This is a genomic window from Pseudomonas sp. 43A (assembly GCF_013363935.1).
Taxonomy (GTDB): domain Bacteria; phylum Pseudomonadota; class Gammaproteobacteria; order Pseudomonadales; family Pseudomonadaceae; genus Aquipseudomonas; species Aquipseudomonas crudilactis.
This window is the reverse complement of the sequence record NZ_CP054880.1, coordinates 6,027,965-6,045,351: the sequence shown is the minus strand read 5'-3', so window position 1 is coordinate 6,045,351 and position 17,387 is coordinate 6,027,965. Positions and strand designations below refer to the sequence as shown.

The window sequence follows — 17,387 nt, the reverse complement described above, 5'->3', positions numbered from 1 at the left end:
AGTGACCTGATGTCATTTTTTTAGTGCGGGAAAACAAAGGAACTGAATATGAGTGATTTAATTAAGTCTGCAGTTATTCGGCCGGTATGGTTGTCGCGCGTCAGCCAGCAAGAGCTGAAGCGGCACGATGATTTAATGCAACAACTGATTGAACTGGAGAGCCAGCGTGATCGCTTGCTCGGTAAGGCGGCATCTTTAAAAGCCTATGCGTCTTTCCGGATTAAAGAGTGGGCCAATAGTGCGCGGGGTGTCTCGATCGAGCCTGAGCAAGTGAAGGTGACGTGCCGCTATACAATCAAAGTTGCCCAGCGTGAACTTGTTCAAGAAGACAAACGCACGCTCGTGGAACTTGCTCTGTTTGGTCTGCATGATCGTGACAATCGTTACGATATGACTTTCGAAGGCCCGGTGCCGGCAGGGTTGACTTCTGCGCATGTGGAAAACTGGCTCTCTAACAGTGATATTCGCTCTGACTTTCGGAATGTACGGCGTAAAGCTGTTAATGGCTACGACCTGCAAATCGCCTTGATCGAAGTGCTGGGCGCGCGCATCACTTACAGCATGTTTGCGGCAACCTTGCAGGGACATATCAAGCAACCAAGTGTGGCGATGGTCGAGCGCTTTATGCGCACAGATCAAAATATTTCAGCGTCTGCCTTCGTGATGACGGGGTATCGCGTCAATTTCCGGGATCTGATGGTCTTCCGGGAGAAGGCCAATCCATTTGGAAGCTGTGTCTTGTTCGCGCCGGGATCGCCAGGGGGACGCGACTGGTATGAATTTCCCAATATACGCGAACTTGAGTTCCAGGTGGCCGGTTGGGGGCGTACTGATCAGGGGCTGGCCTACCTGTCCTCGCAGGCGCATCCTGCACAGAGGGCGGTGTTGGCAAAGTATATGGCAGCGCTGAGGCAACTCCCCAGCGCCTGGAAAGGCGCAACGTTTACCGAATGGTCAAACGCGCCTGAAGGGATTCTCGCCGAGCCGCTGTTTCATCAGATCGCATGGGATGAGGCCCAGGAAGATCTCGTGCATCCGGCGGCCTATCGAAATGCAGCCGGGGAGGCACGTCAGGTTTTCGCTCGGTTGAGTACCGACCTGAAGGCGCTCTACACCCTCGGAACGCGCGAAGCGGGTGTCATTACCTATGAGCGATTCTGTTACGACCTGATAAAACAACGTATTGAAGAACTATTGAAAACCTTTGGGGAAAACGTAAAGGTAAATCCGGACGAGATTTTTATTGAGTTAAGTGAGAAGGAGAAAGTTACTCTCACACAGCTTATCATTAAGGAAACGCCTTTTTATGTTCAAGAGCGTGGTGGCAGCGTTATTGGTGCCTACCCTCGGTTGTCTGTGGGCGTCAAGCATCCACAATTGCGTAATTTGGACATACGTCAGGTGTCGAGTTGGTCAAGGACTTTGCGCCCGGGAGAAAAATACATTGCAATGTTGCGGGCTGAATACTTGAATCTGCAGCATCCAGATTATCAGCTCAAGCGAGAAGCTCATTTTAAGATTCAATATGCGGAAATGTACCGTGCAGTGCAGTCCAGTTATTTCTCTGGTGAGATTTCCCATGACGTGAGTGGACAACTATTTGCGCTGGTTGAGGGCTTTAATAAGCCGACTTCTTCATCTTTTCCCCCTTACGGTGAGGCAGTTTCAAATGTCACGTACAGTGCAGTATTCAATTTTCATGTGAAGAGGTGCCTGGTTGAAGGGGTGTATGTTTTCAGGCTGATAAATAATGGCAAGATCAATGAGATTCTCTACACGCCAAACGCCCCCGACGGTGTGAATTTTCGCCCGTTGAGTCAGCTCTTTGAGTCGATCAGGGAGAATGGCTTGGGCCAATACTTCTATAAGCGAGTGAAGTATGTGGATCAGCGGATCATGGGAACTTTCATCAACAATGTCGAGTTCACCAATATCGCTGAAAAACTTCCGGTGCTTGAGTTGAACAGCCGAGTGCTGTCGCTGCGCTCGAGCTATAACCAGCGCATTGAACGAATTATTTCCGATGTCGACGCGCAAACCACCAGTCTCAGCGAAATCATTGGCAAGCTGGCTTATGATTCTGCGGTTTTGGCGGCAAGCGCGATCAGTCTGGTAATCCCACCGGTAGGCGTGGCCCTCACCGTCGTGCAGATCACCAAGAACGTACTGGACGGCGCCGAAGCTTACCGATATGGCGACCGGGCCACGGCGTTCGACAATTTCAAGGATGCCTTGCTCGATCTGTATTCGCTGGTTCCCGGCGGCAAGGAGGCGACCAAAGCGCAGAAAACCCTGATTCAATTAATGGGTGACAGCAAGACCATTGTCGGGCTAGTTGCTTCGGCAACTGGTCAAAAACTCGGCTACGAGCGCTTCCAGGAATTGCTGGAAGATATCCTTGCAGAGGAACCTGCGAGCGACAGCAAAACCGTCTTGCTGTAAGCCATGACTAGGTGCTGACTAGCGGACGTCAGGAGGGCTGTCCGCATCAAATCCCATCCGCCAACTCACGGCCCGCGTCGCAGCCAGCAACCGCTGCGCCGCCGGGCCGTTTTCGTCGGCGTGGAACAGCGAGGTCGGGCCAACGATGGTCAGCACCGCTGCGACCTGGCCGACGGCGTTGAATACCGGTGCGGACAACGCATCCACACCCGGCATCAGCAAACCATGCACATGATGCAGACCGCGTTCGCGGATCTGTTCACACAGCGTCGCGTAGGCTTTTTCGTCCTTCAAAGGATGATCGACAGCGGCGATTTCCAGTTCGCGCAAATCGTCGGTTTCCCGATGCGGCAGATAGGCGCTGAATACCAGCCCGGTCGATGAGCTGAGCAGCGGCAGCACTGAACCCAGTTGCGTCACCACCGTCACTGCGCGCACCGCCGGTTCGATGTGCACAACGGTTGCGCCCTGATTGCCCCACACCGCCAGAAAGCAGGTTTCGTTGAGTTCGTCGCGTAGTTCGGCTAGCGGCAGGGCGGCGACTTTCAGTACGTCCATACTGTTTAGGGCGGCAAGGCCAACGCGTAGCGCTTCGCGGCCGAGGCCGTAATGGTTGGTGGCGGCGTTCTGCTCGGCAAAACCCGAAGCGATCAGCGCCTGCAGATAGCGGTGGACCTTGCTCGCCGGCATCTGCACATGTTCGGCCAACCGCGACAACGAAGTCGACGGCGACAACTCGGCCAGGGCCTTGAGGATGTCGGTGCCGACTTCGGCGGAGCGGACTTTCTGTTTGCCGTTGCTGTCGCTGGTTTTTTCCATGGTGCGGCCGGGTTCCGAAACGAATGGGCGTCTTTATAGCTTGACGCTGGATAGCGAGCAAATTACGTTATGCGTAATCGAATTACGATAATAACAACCCCGGCGTGCCGAAACCTCTGAGCCAGAGCGATGGGCCACTGCCGACTCCCTGTTCAGGAGGCTCCATGAACCTCGATTCAACCGCGCAGGCCTTGGCCTATCAGTCCGGTTTTGGCAACGAATTCAGCACTGAAGCCTTGCCCGGCGCGCTGCCCGTCGGCCAGAACTCCCCGCAAAAAGCCCCTTACGGCCTCTACACCGAATTGTTTTCCGGTACCGCGTTCACCATGACCCGCAGTGAAGCGCGGCGCACCTGGATGTACCGCATTCAGCCGTCGGCCAATCACCCGGCCTTCGTCAAACTGGAGCGACAACTGGCCGGTGGCCCGTTGGGTGAAGTGACCCCCAATCGCCTGCGCTGGAACCCGCTGGAGATCCCGGCCGAACCGACCGATTTCATCGACGGACTGGTGAGCATGGCCGCCAACGCTGGCGCCGAGAAGCCGGCCGGGATCAGCATCTACAACTATGCCGCCAACCGTTCGATGGAGCGCGTATTCTTCAACGCCGACGGTGAACTGCTGCTGGTGCCGCAACTCGGCCGTCTGCGCATCGCCACCGAACTGGGTGTGCTGGAAGTGGCGCCGCTGGAAATCGTTGTGCTGCCACGCGGGCTGAAATTTCGCGTTGAACTGCTTGACCCGCAAGCGCGCGGTTATGTCGCCGAGAACCACGGTGCGCCGCTGCGCTTGCCGGATCTGGGGCCGATCGGCAGTAACGGTCTGGCCAATCCGCGCGATTTCCTGAGCCCGGTCGCCGCCTACGAAAACCTCCAGCAACCGACCACGCTGGTGCAGAAATTCCTCGGCCAGTTGTGGGCCACCGAACTCAATCACTCGCCGCTGAACGTGGTCGCCTGGCACGGCAATAACGTGCCGTACAAATACGACCTGCGCCGTTTCAACACCATCGGCACGGTCAGTTTCGATCACCCGGACCCGTCGATCTTCACTGTGTTGACTTCGCCAACCAGCGTGCACGGCTTGGCCAACCTCGACTTCGTGATCTTCCCGCCACGCTGGATGGTTGCCGAAAACACCTTCCGGCCACCCTGGTTCCACCGCAACCTGATGAACGAATTCATGGGTTTGATCCAGGGCGAATATGACGCCAAGGCCGAAGGTTTTGTGCCCGGTGGTGCTTCGCTGCACAGTTGCATGAGCGCTCATGGCCCGGATGGCGAGACCTGCACCAAAGCGATCAACGCCGAGCTCAAACCGGCGAAAATCGACAACACCATGGCCTTCATGTTCGAGACCAGCCAGGTGCTGCGCCCAAGCCGTTTCGCCCTCGACTGCCTGCAACTGCAATCCACTTACGACGCTTGCTGGGCCACGCTGCCCGCCACGTTCGACCCGACCCGGAGATAACCCATGACACAGAATTCCATCACCCGCAGTTGGGTCGCTTCGGCCAATGGCCACACAGATTTCCCGTTGCAGAACCTGCCGTTGGGCGTGTTCAGTCTTAACGGTTCGGCGCCGCGTGCAGGCGTGGCAATTGGCGAACACATCTTCGATCTGCAAGTGGCGCTGGAAGCCGGGCTGTTCGACGGTGCTGCGCGCAGTGCAGTCGAAGCCATGCACGGCGGCCAGTTGAACGCATTCTTCGAACTTGGTCGCGACGCTCGTGTGGCCTTGCGAGAGCGTCTGCTGGAACTGTTCAGTGAAGGCAGCACGCATCGCGGCAACATCGAAGCCCAAGGCGCGAAACTGCTGCCACTGGCCACCGACTGCCAGTTGCATCTGCCGGCGCGCATCAGTGACTACACCGATTTCTACGTGGGCATCGAGCACGCGCAGAACGTCGGCAAACTGTTCCGTCCGGATAATCCGTTGCTGCCGAACTACAAGCACGTGCCGATCGGCTATCACGGCCGCGCTTCCACCGTGCGTGCATCCGGCACCGACGTGCGTCGTCCGAAAGGACAGACCTTGCCGGCCGGTCAGACCGAGCCGACGTTTGGCCCGTGCGCACGTCTGGACTATGAGCTGGAACTGGGCATCTGGATCGGTCAGGGCAACGAGATGGGTGACTCGATCGCCATCGGTGACGCCGCTGATCATATCGCCGGCTTCTGCCTGCTCAACGACTGGTCGGCGCGTGATATTCAGGCCTGGGAATACCAGCCGCTGGGCCCGTTCCTGTCCAAGAGTTTCATTACCAGTGTGTCGCCGTGGGTCGTCACTGCCGAAGCGCTGGAGCCGTTCCGCACCGCGCAACCGGCGCGCCCTGAAGGTGATCCGCAGCCGCTGCCGTATCTGTTCGACAAGCGTGATCAGAACGGCGGAGCCTTCGACATCGAACTGGAAGTGCTGTTGCTCACCGAAGCCATGCGCGAGCAGAACCTGCCGGCCCATCGCCTGACCCTGAGCAACACCCGCTACATGTACTGGACCGTCGCGCAAATGGTCGCGCACCACAGCGTCAACGGTTGCCAGTTGCAGGCCGGTGACCTGTTCGGTTCTGGCACTTTGTCCGGCCCTGAGAACGGTCAGTTCGGCAGTCTGCTGGAAATCACCGAGGGCGGCAAAAAGCCGATCGAACTGGCCTCTGGCGAAGTGCGCAAATTCCTTGAGGACGGTGACGAAATCATTCTGCGCGCGCGTTGTGCTCGTGATGGTTTTGCTTCGATCGGCTTCGGCGAGTGCCGCGGCAAAGTGCTGGCGGCGCGCTGACAGGAGCGGCTTATGGATCTCTATACCTATTACCGTTCAACTTCGTCGTACCGGGTGCGAATCGCGCTGGCGCTGAAGGGGCTCGACTATCAGGCGGTGCCGGTCAATCTGATCGCGCCGCTGGGTGGCGAGCATCGGCAAGCGGCGTATCTGGCGATCAACCCGCAGGGCCGGGTGCCGGCCTTGCGCACCGATCAGGATGAGTTGTTGATTCAGTCACCGGCGATCATCGAGTACCTCGAAGAACGTTATCCACAGCCGCCGCTGTTGCCTGCAGATCTCGCTGCCCGCGCCCATGTGCGCGGCGTGGCGGCGGTGATCGGTTGCGATGTGCATCCATTGCACAACGTCAGCGTGCTCAACCGCCTGCGGCAGTTGGGGCATGACGAGCCGCAGGTGGTCGAGTGGATCAGCCACTGGATCGGCCAGGGGCTGGCGACGGTGGAGCAGTTGATCGGCGACAGCGGTTTCTGTTTTGGCGAGTGGCCGTGTGTGGCGGATGTTTACCTGATCCCGCAGTTGTATGCGGCTGAGCGGTTCAATGTTTCGCTGGAGGCTTACCCGAAAATCCGCCGGGTCGCCGCACTGGCGGCTGAACATCCAGCGTTTATCAAGGCCCATCCGGCCAATCAACCAGATACACCGTAACCCTGTGGGAGCGAGCTTGCTCGCGAAGACGGTCTGTCAGGCAACATTTATATACCTGATACACCGCTTTCGCGAGCAAGCTCGCTCCCACAAGGGGTCTCGGTTGCGGCACCAAAAAATCATAAAAACAAAACAGGTACCTTGCGATGCACAACCAGATTGCCAGCTTCCGGGCGGCACTCGACGCCCGTCCTGTGTCCCGATATCAGTGGTTGCTCTTGATCCTGCTCGCCTTGCTGCTCGTTACCGATGGCTATGACGCCCAGGTGCTCGGTTATGTGGTGCCCGCGCTGGCGCAGGATTGGGGCCTGGAAAAGTCTGCGTTCGGCCCGGTGTTCAGCGCCAACCTGCTGGGCCTGACCCTCGGTTCGCTGGCGGTCACGCCACTGGCTGACCGTTTCGGTGTGCGGCGGATTCTGCTCGCGTGCGTCTTGATCTACGCCAGCCTGACAGTGTTGATGGTCTTCGCCGATTCGCTTAACACGCTGATGATCGCGCGCTTTATCTGCGGCATCGGCATGGGCGGGGCGATGCCCAGTGCAATGGCGCTGATGTCGGAATATTCGCCGCCGCGCCTGCGCACGTTGATGGTGACGCTGGCTGCGTGTGGCTTCTCGTTCGGCGGGGCAGCGGGTGGTTTCGTCGCCGCCGGGTTCATCGACCAATTCGGTTGGCAAGCGGTGTTCCTCGCCGGTGGCGTCACGCCGTTGCTGCTGTTTCCGTTTCTGTGGTGGATGCTGCCGGAGTCGCTGCCACGCCTGCTGCGTGATGCGCCGCCATACGCGCGACTGCGCAAAGTCACCGCGCGGATGTTGCCGGACTGGCAACCGCCCGTTGCCAGCCTAGAACAGAACGAACGCGAGCAGGGCAGCAAGCTAACGGTGGTCGAGTTGTTCCGCAACGGTTACGCGCGGCCGACCTTGCTGATCTGGGCGACGTTTTTCGTCAGCCTGATTCTGCTGTACTTCATGATCAGCTGGCTGCCGACGCTGCTGCTGGAAAGTGGCCTGAAACTCAACGAAGCCAATCTGGTGACGTCGATGTTCCTCTTCGCCGGTACGTTGGGCGCGATCTGCATGGCGTGGTTCGCCGACCGCTTGAAGCGCAAGGTGCGTCTGTTGTCAGCGGTGCTGGCGGGCGCGGCGCTGTGCACGATTCTGCTCGGACTCAATCATGACAATCCGCGGTATCTGGTAGCCTGCGTGTTTGCCGCCGGGTTCTGCATCATCGGCGGGCAACTGACGCTGAATGCGTTTGCCAGTAACTTCTACCCGGCGCATGTGCGCGCGACCGGCACCGGTTGGGCATTGGGCGTGGGGCGCTTCGGTTCGATTCTCGGGCCGCTGTTTGGCAGCCTGCTGCTGGCGATGCACATTCCGGTGGCGCAGATTTTCTTCTTCTGTGCGATTCCGGCGGTGATTGCCGCGCTGCTGATCATTCAGGTGCGTTCGCCCACCGACACAGCGCAATCTCCTGTGGGAGCTAGCCTGGTAGCGAAGAACGATAACGCGGTTTAACTGAAAGATCGCGCCGTCTGCTTCGCGAGCAAGCTCGCTCCCACAGTGATGTGTGCCGAGCCGATAATTTAGGTCCACACCAAACCTGTGGGAGCGAGCTTGCTCGCGAAGGCGGTGTTTCTGTCAGTACATTCGTTGCCTGACACACCGCTATCGCGAGCGTTTTCAGTGGACGACTGAGTTGGGCGGCAGGTGGCTGAGGCGTTCTGTCAGGCGCAGGCGCTGAATCGGATCATCGCTGAGCAGCAACGCATGCTCCAGATCAAAGCGCTCGGCATTCGGACAGTCGAGCCGCTGATACAAGCTGGCTCGGGCCAGGTAATCAGCGGCCCCGGCGTCACCCAGTTCGAGCACGCGCTCGGCATCGATCAGCGCGGCAATGAAGTCATCGTGGGTCAGATGCAACTGGCGCAGGTTGCGCGACAGGCGCTGGAGCATCTGCTGCGGTGTGGCGGTCAGCAGATGCTCGGCGTTGAGCTTCATGTTCGGCCCGTACTGGCGCTGCAACAGCTCGCGACAATCATTGGGATACAACCGCCGGCCGCCACATGGATCGAGCAAGTGATCGGCACCGGGCACCCGCAACAGGAAGTGCCCGGGAAAGTTGACCCCGACCAGCGGAATTTCCAGGCTGCGCGCCAGTTCCAGAGCAATCAGCGCCAACGTCAACGGCTGGCCGCGACGAGTCTGCAACACTTTGTGCAGCAATGCAGCCTGTGGGCGCAACGGCAGAAAGTCGTCCTGTGCAAAACCCAGATCGGTCATGCGGCGTAACAAAGGTTGCGCCAGCTCACTGACCGGCAGCATCGGCAAGCCGTAACTGACCCGCTGTTGCAGTTCTTTGAATTCGTGCAGCAGCGCGTCGGGATCGACCGCTTTTTCGTGCTCGGCCGCCATCCACAGCGCGGCTTCGAACAGCGCGGGCGGTGAACGGTGCAGGCATTCGAAAAAACGTTGACGCGCACTCATCGAAATCTCCGGGGAATGCCTCGTTTTAGCCCGGTCCGTGTCATTCGTCCAGTGCCTCGCAACACCGGTGTCGGGTTATGCCGCAAAGTCGTTGTCGACGCGGGCGCTTATTCCGGTGCGCTCCAGCAATTTTCGGGCGCAAGCCTATACTGGCGTTCTACAAGAAGTGATTCGGGAGCCCAACGATGTTTGCGCTCATGCAAAGCACTCGCCTGGAATCGCTGCACCTTAGCGTTGATCCGGTCTCCGGGTTGAAGGCGGTCATTGCCATCCATAACAGTCGCCTCGGGCCAGCCTTGGGCGGATGTCGTTATCTTGCCTATCCCAATGACGAATCGGCCGTCGAGGACGCCATTCGCCTTGCTCAGGGCATGAGCTACAAGGCCGCGCTGGCGGGGCTGCCGCAGGGCGGTGGCGTGGCAGTGATCGTGCGCCCGGCTCATGTGGAAAACCGTGGCTCGTTGTTCGAAGCCTTTGGCCGTTGCATCGAACAACTCGACGGCCGCTACATCACCGCCATCGACAGTGGCACCTCGGTGGCGGACATGGATTGCATCGCTCAGCAGACCCAGCATGTCACCAGCACCACCTCGGCCGGCGACCCGGCACCGCACGCGGCAATGGGCGTATTTGCCGGCATTCGGGCAACCGCCATGGCACGGCTGGGCAGCGACAATCTCGAAGGTTTGCGCATCGCGATTCAGGGCCTGGGCAATGTCGGTTACGCATTGGCCGAGCAACTGCACGCCGCCGGGGCGGAATTGCTGGTCAGCGACATTGACCACGGCAAGGTGCAACTGGCGATGGAACAGCTCAACGCGCATCCGATTGCCAACGATGCGTTGCTCAGTACGCCGTGTGACATCCTCGCGCCGTGCGGTCTGGGTGGTGTGCTGAACAGCCACAGCGTCACGCAACTGCGTTGCTCGGCGGTGGCGGGTTCGGCGAACAATCAACTGACGCATCTGGATGTCGCCGATCAACTGGAACGGCGCGGGATTCTGTATGCGCCGGATTATGTGATCAATGCCGGTGGTTTGATCTACGTCTCGCTGAAACACCGTGGCGAGGAGTTGCCGACGATTACTGCGCACCTGTCGAAGATCAGTTCGCGGCTGACCGAGGTGTTCGCTCATGCGCAGGCGGAAAAACGTTCGCCGGCGCGGGTGGCGGATGAGTTGGCGGAGAAAGTTTTGTATCGCTGAGTTTCACAGGCATGAAAAAGGCCCTGAGCCAATCCACTCAGGGCCTATTCAATTCGGTCATTGCTTACTTGGCCGCTTTTGCCGCTTTGGCTGGCTTCGCCGGCGTTTCAGCAGGTTCTGCAGCTTCAGCATTTTCGACTGGCTCTGCCGGTGCATTGAGCAGTTCGGACAGTGCATCCGGCTGGCTCTTGAACGCCCGGGCGAATACATCGCGATTCTTCGCCATGTAGATCCCGGCTTCTTCCACTTGCTGCTCAGTCAGGGACGGAACGGCTTTTTGCAGCACATCGGCCAGATATTCGGCCAGTTCGAGCATTTTGTCATGACGGTCAGCTTCGGCTTTATCCATGAACAAGCGCTCCAGATCTCGGCTGCTGCGGTATACCACTTCGACGGCCATTCACCACCTCACATGCCTTCACATTAAGTTGTCTTGACGACTACTGTATCCATATACAGCGAAAAGGATAAGCGAATCCCTGCGCCATGGGTAGTGGCTTTTCAATGTAGACCGGATTTCGGGTTTGTCAGGGAGACTGTGTCGCTGCATTCGCGAGCAGGCTCGCTCCCACAAAAGCACAGCGGTGCGACCAAACGCCACGGCGCGGGTTTGGCGGCGTCTCGCCATGATGGCGTGGCCTCTTTTCTGCATGAAAACCGTTACGTGCAGAAAACCGTCACGTCCAACACGCATCATCCGCTCGCATTCGAGCTAAGGAACATCATCGTGAAAATCAACTGGGCCGAGAAACTGCGGCAAAACGTGCATCAACTGGCCGAGTCCCTGGGTAACCTGTTCGTCGAGACCTTCCACTATCTGGCGCTATTTGCCATTGGTGCGGTGACGGCGTGGGCGGCGGTGATGGAGTTTCTCGGGATGCTCGAGGAAGGCCACATCAAGATCGATGACATTCTGCTGCTGTTCATCTATCTCGAACTGGGGGCGATGGTCGGGATTTACTTCAAGACCAACCACATGCCGGTGCGCTTCCTGATCTACGTGGCGATCACCGCGCTGACCCGTCTGCTGATCTCCAACGTCTCGCACCACAACCCGCCGGACATGGGCATCATCTATCTGTGCGGCGGGATTCTGCTGCTGGCGTTCTCGATTCTGGTGGTGCGTTACGCCTCGTCACAATTTCCTTCGGTGAAGATCGAGAAACCGCAGCGCAAACTTGGCGCCGGTTCCAGCGAGCATCCGGAAGTCGAGAAGGGCGAGCTTTAAAGCCCGGCCGCTTGTCCGGGCTGGCTGCTGACGAGGGGCGGTGGCGGGGTCAGCCCGGCGCCACTGGTCATCGCTTCGAGGATCGCCATGGCGCTGTGACCCTGTTCGATGGCGATGCCGAATTGAATGCTTTGCACCAGGCGCTTGAGGCGCACGGGATCGTTGCGCTGCTCGGCGCTGATCATGCGTTTGGCCACGATTCGGCCGCTGTTGGACAGGGTCAGCATGATGCTGCCGTCCAGGCCCTGAATGCTCAGGTTGATCTGATAGTCCGGCGCGAAGGCATCGGTAATGATCTGAAAAGGATTGTCCATGATGCGTCACCGCCTGATTGAACGTGCAGTTGTTGACCGGCCGTGATCGGGTTGGTTCGCCAAACCGGATCACTGGCATCTCGTTCGCTGAGGTATGCAATTTCCGTTTGCCTCATTTGGGATATAGCAAGGGGCATGCCGGGAAAATTGTCGAACAATGAACACGGGGATAAAAAAGGCGAGCCACGCGGCTCGCCTTTTTTAATGGCCCGTTTTCAGGGCAGAACCGAGTAGATGATCGCTGACAGTGCAATCAGGCCGATCAACACCACAAACACGTTGGACACCTGGCCCGAATACTGGCGCAAAGCTGGCACGCGGTGGATGGCGTACATCGGCATCAGGAACAACAGGCAGGCAATCACCGGCCCACCGAGGGTTTCGATCATGCCGAGGATGCTCGGGTTGAAGGTCGCCACGGCCCAGCAACTGAGGATCATGAACACGGCGGTCGCGCGGTTCAGCCAGCTCGCTGACATGACCCGGCCACGGCTGCGCAGGCTTTTCACGATCATGCCTTGGAAGCCTTCACTGGCGCCGATGTAGTGGCCGAGGAAGGATTTGGTGATCGCCACCAGCGCAATCAGCGGCGCGGCGTAAGCGATCACTGGCGTCTGGAAGTGGTTGGCCAGGTACGACAAAATCGAAATGTTCTGCGCTTTCGCCGCCGCCAGATCTGCCGGCGACAACGCCAGTACACAACTGAAGCAGAAGAACATCACCGTCACGACCATCATGCCGTGGGCCATGGCGAGGATGCCGTTGCTCTTGCGTTCGGCCTGCTCGCCGTAGCGCTGTTTCTGATCCACCGCGAACGCGGAGATGATCGGCGAATGGTTGAACGAGAACACCATCACCGGGATCGCCAGCCACATTGTCTTGAAGAAATCGGACATTGGCATGGCTTCTTGGGCGCTGGCGAAAAACGCACCATTCCAGTTTGGAATCAGGCTGAGTGCAAGCAGCAGCAACGCGGCAACAAAGGGATAAACCAGCACGCTCATGGCTTTGACGATGACACTTTGACCGCAGCGCACGATCGCCATCAAACCGAGAATCAGACCTAGCGAGAGAATCGCCCGAGGCGGCGGGGCGATGTGCAATTGATGTTCGAGAAAGCTGCTCATAGTGTTGGTCAGCGCCACGCTGTACACCAGCAGGATCGGGAAGATCGCAAAGAAATACAGCAGCGTGATCAGCTTGCCGGCACCGATGCCGAAGTGCTCCTCGACCACTTCGGTGATGTCCCCGGAGCGCCCGGACAGCACGAAGCGGGTCAGGCCACGGTGGGCGAAAAACGTCATCGGGAAAGCCAGCACGGCGAGAATCAGCAATGGCCAGAAACCACCGACGCCGGCGTTGATCGGCAGAAACAAAGTCCCTGCACCGATCGCCGTGCCGTACAGGCCAAGCATCCAGGTGGTGTCGGATTTGCTCCAGCCCGTGTGGGCCGTTTCTGTGTTGCGTGTGCGGTCTACAGCGGGATTTTCGGCAGCAGGTGTACGTACATCGGTCATCGGTATCGCCTCGTTATTATTTTTGCTCGGGCTCACGTTTGGCAGACCGTCGGGTGCGGTCTGCCGGGGCGGTCAGGGAATGCGCCTCAGCATTCCACCCAGTTCACAGCCAGGCCGCCCCGTGAAGTCTCTTTGTATTTGTCGTGCATGTCGGCGCCGGTATCGCGCATGGTGCGGATCACCCGGTCGAGGGAAATGAAGTGGTTGCCGTCGCCGCGCAGGGCCATTTGCGTGGCGTTGATCGCCTTCACGGCGGCGATCGCGTTGCGCTCGATGCACGGCACTTGCACCAGGCCGCCGACCGGGTCGCAGGTCAGGCCGAGGTTATGTTCCAGGCCAATTTCGGCGGCGTTTTCCAGTTGCTCCGGGGTTGCGCCGAGCACATCGGCAAGGCCGGCTGCGGCCATGGCGCACGCCGAACCAACTTCACCCTGACAGCCAACTTCGGCGCCAGAGATCGAGGCATTTTTCTTACACAGAATGCCGACCGCAGCCGCACCGAGAAAGAAAGCGACCACGTCATCGTCAGACGCATCCGGATTGAATTTCATGTAGTAGTGCAGAACGGCCGGGATGATCCCGGCTGCGCCGTTGGTCGGCGCGGTGACCATGCGCCCGCCGGCGGCGTTTTCTTCGTTGACGGCGAGGGCGAACAGGTTGACCCATTCCATCGCCGACAGCGTCGAACTGATCACGTTCGGCTTGCCGATTTCCAGCAGGCTGCGATGCAATTTCGCCGCCCGGCGGGGCACATTCAGACCACCGGGCAGGATGCCTTCATGGCGCAGGCCCTGTTCGACGCACTCACGCATCACCGACCAGATGTGCAGCAGGCCCTGACGGATTTCCGCGTCAGTGCGCCAAGCGCGCTCGTTAGCCATCATCAGTTCGGACACGCGCAGGTTGTGCTGTTTGCACAGTGACAGCAGTTCGGCGGCGCTGGAAAAATCGTACGGCAACGCCACGTCATCGGCCGGCGCTATACCAGACTCAGCTTCTTCCGCTTCGATAATGAAACCGCCACCGACCGAGTAGTACGTCTGCTCGAACAGCTCGGCCGTTTCGCCAAAGGCTGTCAGGGACATGGCGTTGGGGTGGTAGGGCAGGCTCTCGTCGAGCAGCAGGAGATCACGCTGCCAGTTGAAGGCAATTTCTCTTTGCCCGGCGAGGGACAATTGGCCCGTCTCGCGCAGTTGCTGAATGCGCGGATCGATGGTCGTCGGATCGATGCTGTCTGGCCATTCACCCATCAGGCCCATCACCGTGGCGCGGTCGGTGGCGTGGCCGACGCCGGTGGCCGACAGCGAACCGTACAAACGGATTTCCACACGGCGCACATCGTTCAACAGATGCTGATCGATCAGTGCCTGAGCGAAGGTCGCCGCCGCACGCATCGGGCCGACGGTGTGGGAACTGGACGGGCCGATGCCGACTTTGAATAGATCGAAAACACTGATAGCCATGCTAAACCCTTACAAGCAATGGAGTAGGAATCGCTGCCATTTTTTGTAGGACAAGCGCAATGTCGGCGATACTGCCTACCTCGGTCCTATGTGACTAACGAAACTTCCTAAGTAAGCCTTTAGCAGGACTAAACGATGAGTCGTCAATTGCATGCCCAGACTTATGTCTGGCTGCAGGTGTTTTCCTGTGCCGCGCGGCACCTGTCGTTCACCCGTTGTGCCGAAGAACTGCACATCACCCCGGGGGCGGTCAGCCAGCAGATTCGCCAACTGGAAGAACGTCTTGGCTTTCGCCTGTTTCATCGGCGCGCGCGCGGTGTGGAATTGAGTGCTGAGGGGCAACGGCTGGCGATTACCGTCAATGAGGCATATGGCAGCATCGATGCGGAATTGCGTCGGCTCGATGCTGGAATGATCAGCGGGATTTTGCGTGTGCGCTCGATTCCGTCATTCCTCAGCAAGTGGCTGACGCCGCGTCTGCCGCGCTTGCAACAGCGCTATCCGGATATTCAGCTACGACTGGTCGCCGAGGACAGCAGCGTGCCGTTGCACGAGGGCGACTTTGATCTGGCGATCGATCTAAACGACGGCAGTTACCCGGGATTGTTATCCACAGCCTTGCTCGACGAGCAGATTTTTCCCGTGTGTGCACCGAGTCTGTTGCGTGGGCGTCCGCCGCTGCACGGGCCGGCGGATCTGGTGTATTTTCCGTTGCTGCACGACATCACCGCCTGGCGTGGCAGTTATGAATATGCAGAGTGGGAATTCTATTTGAACGCGATTGGCTTCGAAGGCGCCGACGTACGGCGCGGGCATACCTTCAACCGCAATCACCTGACCATCGAAGCGGCGATTGCCGGCATGGGCGTGGCGATTGCCAGACGCACGTTACTTAACGATGAGCTGGAGCGGGGGACATTGATTGTGCCGTTTGGCCTGTCGGTGCCCAATCACAAACGTTATGTGCTGCTCTATGCGCCGGGGGCCTTGAGCCATCCTGGCGTGCGCGCCGTGCATGACTGGCTGGTGGAGGAAGCGGGGATTTTTCGCAGCTTGCACCCGTTGAATGACGGGCAATTGTGAGCAAATTTTGCCGGGTTAAGAGGCGACCCAACTCCCGACCTTACCAGTGCTTTGCTCGGTTGTCCGGCTTTTTTTGCGAATGAAAATTTATCTTTTTTCAGGGGTTGAAATGTTCGCCGGTCGGGCCGATTGTTGTAACCAGGAGGTCAGGAAATTCAACTCAAGGCCTCTCACGAGCTAGCTGAAATAAGGGATGAACTATGCAAATCCAAGTCAACAGCGATAACCATATTCAAAGTAGTCAACGACTGGAGGAGTGGGTACGTACAACCATTGAGAGCACGCTCGAACGTTATGAAGAAGACCTGACCCGCGTCGAAGTCCATCTGGCCGACGAGAACGGTGACAAACCAGGTCCCCATGACTTGCGCTGCCAACTGGAAGCGCGGCCAAAAGGCCATCAACCGATTTCCGTGACCCACAAAGCCGATTCGCTGGAACAGGCGATCGACGGCGCTGCCGAAAAACTCGAGCACGCACTGGAGCACCTTTTCGGCAAACTGCGAGGTAAGCCACGTGCCGCTGTGGTGCCATTTAGCAAGGCGAATGATGCTCTGCTGGAGGAAGAATTTCTTGAGAACGAACAGGCAGCGATCAACAGTTGATGCGCTGACTTTATAAACCACCCAATGAGAACGGGCCTCCGGAAGCAGGCCCGTTTTTTGTTTGTGTGGCTGGATGGTTTTTGGGGATGGCACGAGAAAGCAGCCCCTCACCCCAGCCCTCTCCCGGAGGTAGAGGGGGCCGACCGAGGTGTCTTACGTGATACATCGACCTGGAAGACCGAGTCGATTATGGATTCGACACAGTACTTTCAGATCGGTGTATTTCTCAGGCATTCCCCGATCAGTCCCGCCACTCTCCGGGAGAGGGCCGAACGAGGTGTCTGGTGAGGTACATCGACCTGAAAGGCTGTGTCGATTATGGATTCAGCAAAGCAATTTCAGGTCGACGGAAATTATGAGCATCCGCCAATCAGTCCCCTCTCCCTCTGGGAGAGGGTTAGGGTGAGGGCATTTTTCGATTCGCCGCAATTCTTATGATCTGCTCCAGCACATCGTCCATCTGCTGGATCACCTCAAGATTACTGAAACGCACGACTTCAATGCCCTTTTGATTCAGATAGCGTGTCCGGCGCTGGTCATGAATCAGTCCCGACGTTTCATAGTGCTGACCACCGTCCAGTTCAATCGCCAATTTCAGTTCGGCACAGTAAAAGTCCAGCACATAGGGCGGACAGGGAAACTGCCGACGAAATTTCAGATTGGCGATTTGGCGGGAGCGGAGTTTTTGCCAGAGCAGCTGTTCGCAATCGGTTTGGTTGACGCGTAACTGGCGGGCGAATTGGGCGAGGTTGGGGCGGGTTTGCATGCTTCACGATCCTTGTGAAGTGGGTTTGATATTT

At 58.3% G+C, this 17,387-nt stretch carries 15 protein-coding genes and 1 pseudogene; 9 read left to right on the top strand and 7 right to left on the bottom strand.

Annotated features, from left to right (window positions below):
- Nucleotides 1-48 precede the first annotated feature (48 nt).
- Nucleotides 49-2,442 carry a dermonecrotic toxin domain-containing protein gene (locus HUW52_RS26650; RefSeq protein ID WP_175555317.1) on the top strand — a complete coding sequence of 798 codons (2,394 nt, stop codon included), beginning with the start codon at nt 49-51 and terminating at the stop codon, nt 2,440-2,442.
- A gap of 18 nt (nt 2,443-2,460) precedes the next feature.
- On the opposite strand, the gene HUW52_RS26645 is transcribed toward HUW52_RS26650, so the two are convergent.
- Complete coding sequence (locus HUW52_RS26645; protein WP_016987005.1) at nt 2,461-3,261, bottom strand: IclR family transcriptional regulator; 801 nt, start codon at nt 3,259-3,261, stop codon at nt 2,461-2,463.
- Nucleotides 3,262-3,425: 164 nt separating this feature from the next.
- Between HUW52_RS26645 and hmgA the strand changes: the two genes are divergently transcribed.
- The 4 genes from hmgA to HUW52_RS26625 all read left to right on the top strand — a co-directional run bounded on the left by hmgA (nt 3,426) and on the right by HUW52_RS26625 (nt 8,203).
- On the top strand, nt 3,426-4,730 hold the full coding sequence (gene hmgA / locus HUW52_RS26640) for a homogentisate 1,2-dioxygenase (protein WP_175555316.1): 1,305 nt from the start codon (nt 3,426-3,428) through the stop codon (nt 4,728-4,730).
- Between the two features lie 3 nt (nt 4,731-4,733).
- On the top strand, nt 4,734-6,038 hold the full coding sequence (gene fahA, locus HUW52_RS26635; RefSeq protein WP_016987003.1) for a fumarylacetoacetase: 1,305 nt from the start codon (nt 4,734-4,736) through the stop codon (nt 6,036-6,038).
- A gap of 12 nt (nt 6,039-6,050) precedes the next feature.
- A complete protein-coding gene (gene maiA, locus HUW52_RS26630) occupies nt 6,051-6,686 on the top strand; it encodes a maleylacetoacetate isomerase (protein WP_175555315.1) in 636 nt (211 codons plus the stop codon).
- A 146-nt stretch (nt 6,687-6,832) separates the two neighbouring features.
- Nucleotides 6,833-8,203 (top strand): aromatic acid/H+ symport family MFS transporter, encoded by a 1,371-nt coding sequence (locus HUW52_RS26625; protein ID WP_175555314.1) that lies wholly within the window; start codon nt 6,833-6,835, stop codon nt 8,201-8,203.
- 165 nt (nt 8,204-8,368) lie between these two features.
- Here the strand turns inward: HUW52_RS26625 and HUW52_RS26620 are convergent, their stop codons facing one another.
- On the bottom strand, nt 8,369-9,172 hold the full coding sequence (locus HUW52_RS26620; RefSeq protein WP_016987000.1) for a SirB1 family protein: 804 nt from the start codon (nt 9,170-9,172) through the stop codon (nt 8,369-8,371).
- Between the two features lie 185 nt (nt 9,173-9,357).
- Between HUW52_RS26620 and HUW52_RS26615 the strand changes: the two genes are divergently transcribed.
- Nucleotides 9,358-10,377, top strand: a complete 1,020-nt coding sequence (locus tag HUW52_RS26615; RefSeq protein ID WP_016986999.1) for a Glu/Leu/Phe/Val dehydrogenase dimerization domain-containing protein — start codon at nt 9,358-9,360, stop codon at nt 10,375-10,377.
- Between the two features lie 145 nt (nt 10,378-10,522).
- Here the strand turns inward: HUW52_RS26615 and HUW52_RS26610 are convergent.
- Nucleotides 10,523-10,777, bottom strand: a pseudogene (locus HUW52_RS26610) (YebG family protein); the annotation flags it as partial.
- Nucleotides 10,778-11,104: 327 nt separating this feature from the next.
- Here HUW52_RS26610 and HUW52_RS26605 point away from each other — a divergent pair.
- Complete coding sequence (locus HUW52_RS26605; protein ID WP_026000737.1) at nt 11,105-11,605, top strand: phosphate-starvation-inducible protein PsiE; 501 nt, start codon at nt 11,105-11,107, stop codon at nt 11,603-11,605.
- Here the strand turns inward: HUW52_RS26605 and HUW52_RS26600 are convergent.
- The 3 genes from HUW52_RS26600 to HUW52_RS26590 form a co-directional block, all read right to left on the bottom strand.
- Entirely contained in the window at nt 11,602-11,919 is a 318-nt protein-coding gene (locus tag HUW52_RS26600; protein WP_016986996.1) for a DUF3509 domain-containing protein, read from the bottom strand. The genes HUW52_RS26605 and HUW52_RS26600 overlap by 4 nt on opposite strands.
- 215 nt (nt 11,920-12,134) lie before the next feature.
- Entirely contained in the window at nt 12,135-13,436 is a 1,302-nt protein-coding gene (locus HUW52_RS26595) for a serine/threonine transporter (protein ID WP_175555313.1), read from the bottom strand.
- 86 nt (nt 13,437-13,522) lie between these two features.
- Nucleotides 13,523-14,899, bottom strand: a complete 1,377-nt coding sequence (locus HUW52_RS26590) for an L-serine ammonia-lyase (RefSeq protein WP_175555312.1) — start codon at nt 14,897-14,899, stop codon at nt 13,523-13,525.
- Nucleotides 14,900-15,034: 135 nt separating this feature from the next.
- Here HUW52_RS26590 and HUW52_RS26585 point away from each other — a divergent pair, with 135 nt between their 5' ends.
- Together HUW52_RS26585 and HUW52_RS26580 are read left to right on the top strand one after the other, a co-directional pair.
- Nucleotides 15,035-15,982 (top strand): LysR substrate-binding domain-containing protein, encoded by a 948-nt coding sequence (locus HUW52_RS26585; RefSeq protein WP_016986993.1) that lies wholly within the window; start codon nt 15,035-15,037, stop codon nt 15,980-15,982.
- Nucleotides 15,983-16,182: 200 nt separating this feature from the next.
- Nucleotides 16,183-16,587 (top strand): HPF/RaiA family ribosome-associated protein, encoded by a 405-nt coding sequence (locus tag HUW52_RS26580; protein WP_016986992.1) that lies wholly within the window; start codon nt 16,183-16,185, stop codon nt 16,585-16,587.
- A gap of 397 nt (nt 16,588-16,984) precedes the next feature.
- On the opposite strand, the gene HUW52_RS26575 is transcribed toward HUW52_RS26580, so the two are convergent.
- Complete coding sequence (locus tag HUW52_RS26575; RefSeq protein ID WP_175555311.1) at nt 16,985-17,353, bottom strand: endonuclease domain-containing protein; 369 nt, start codon at nt 17,351-17,353, stop codon at nt 16,985-16,987.
- Nucleotides 17,354-17,387: the final 34 nt, after the last annotated feature.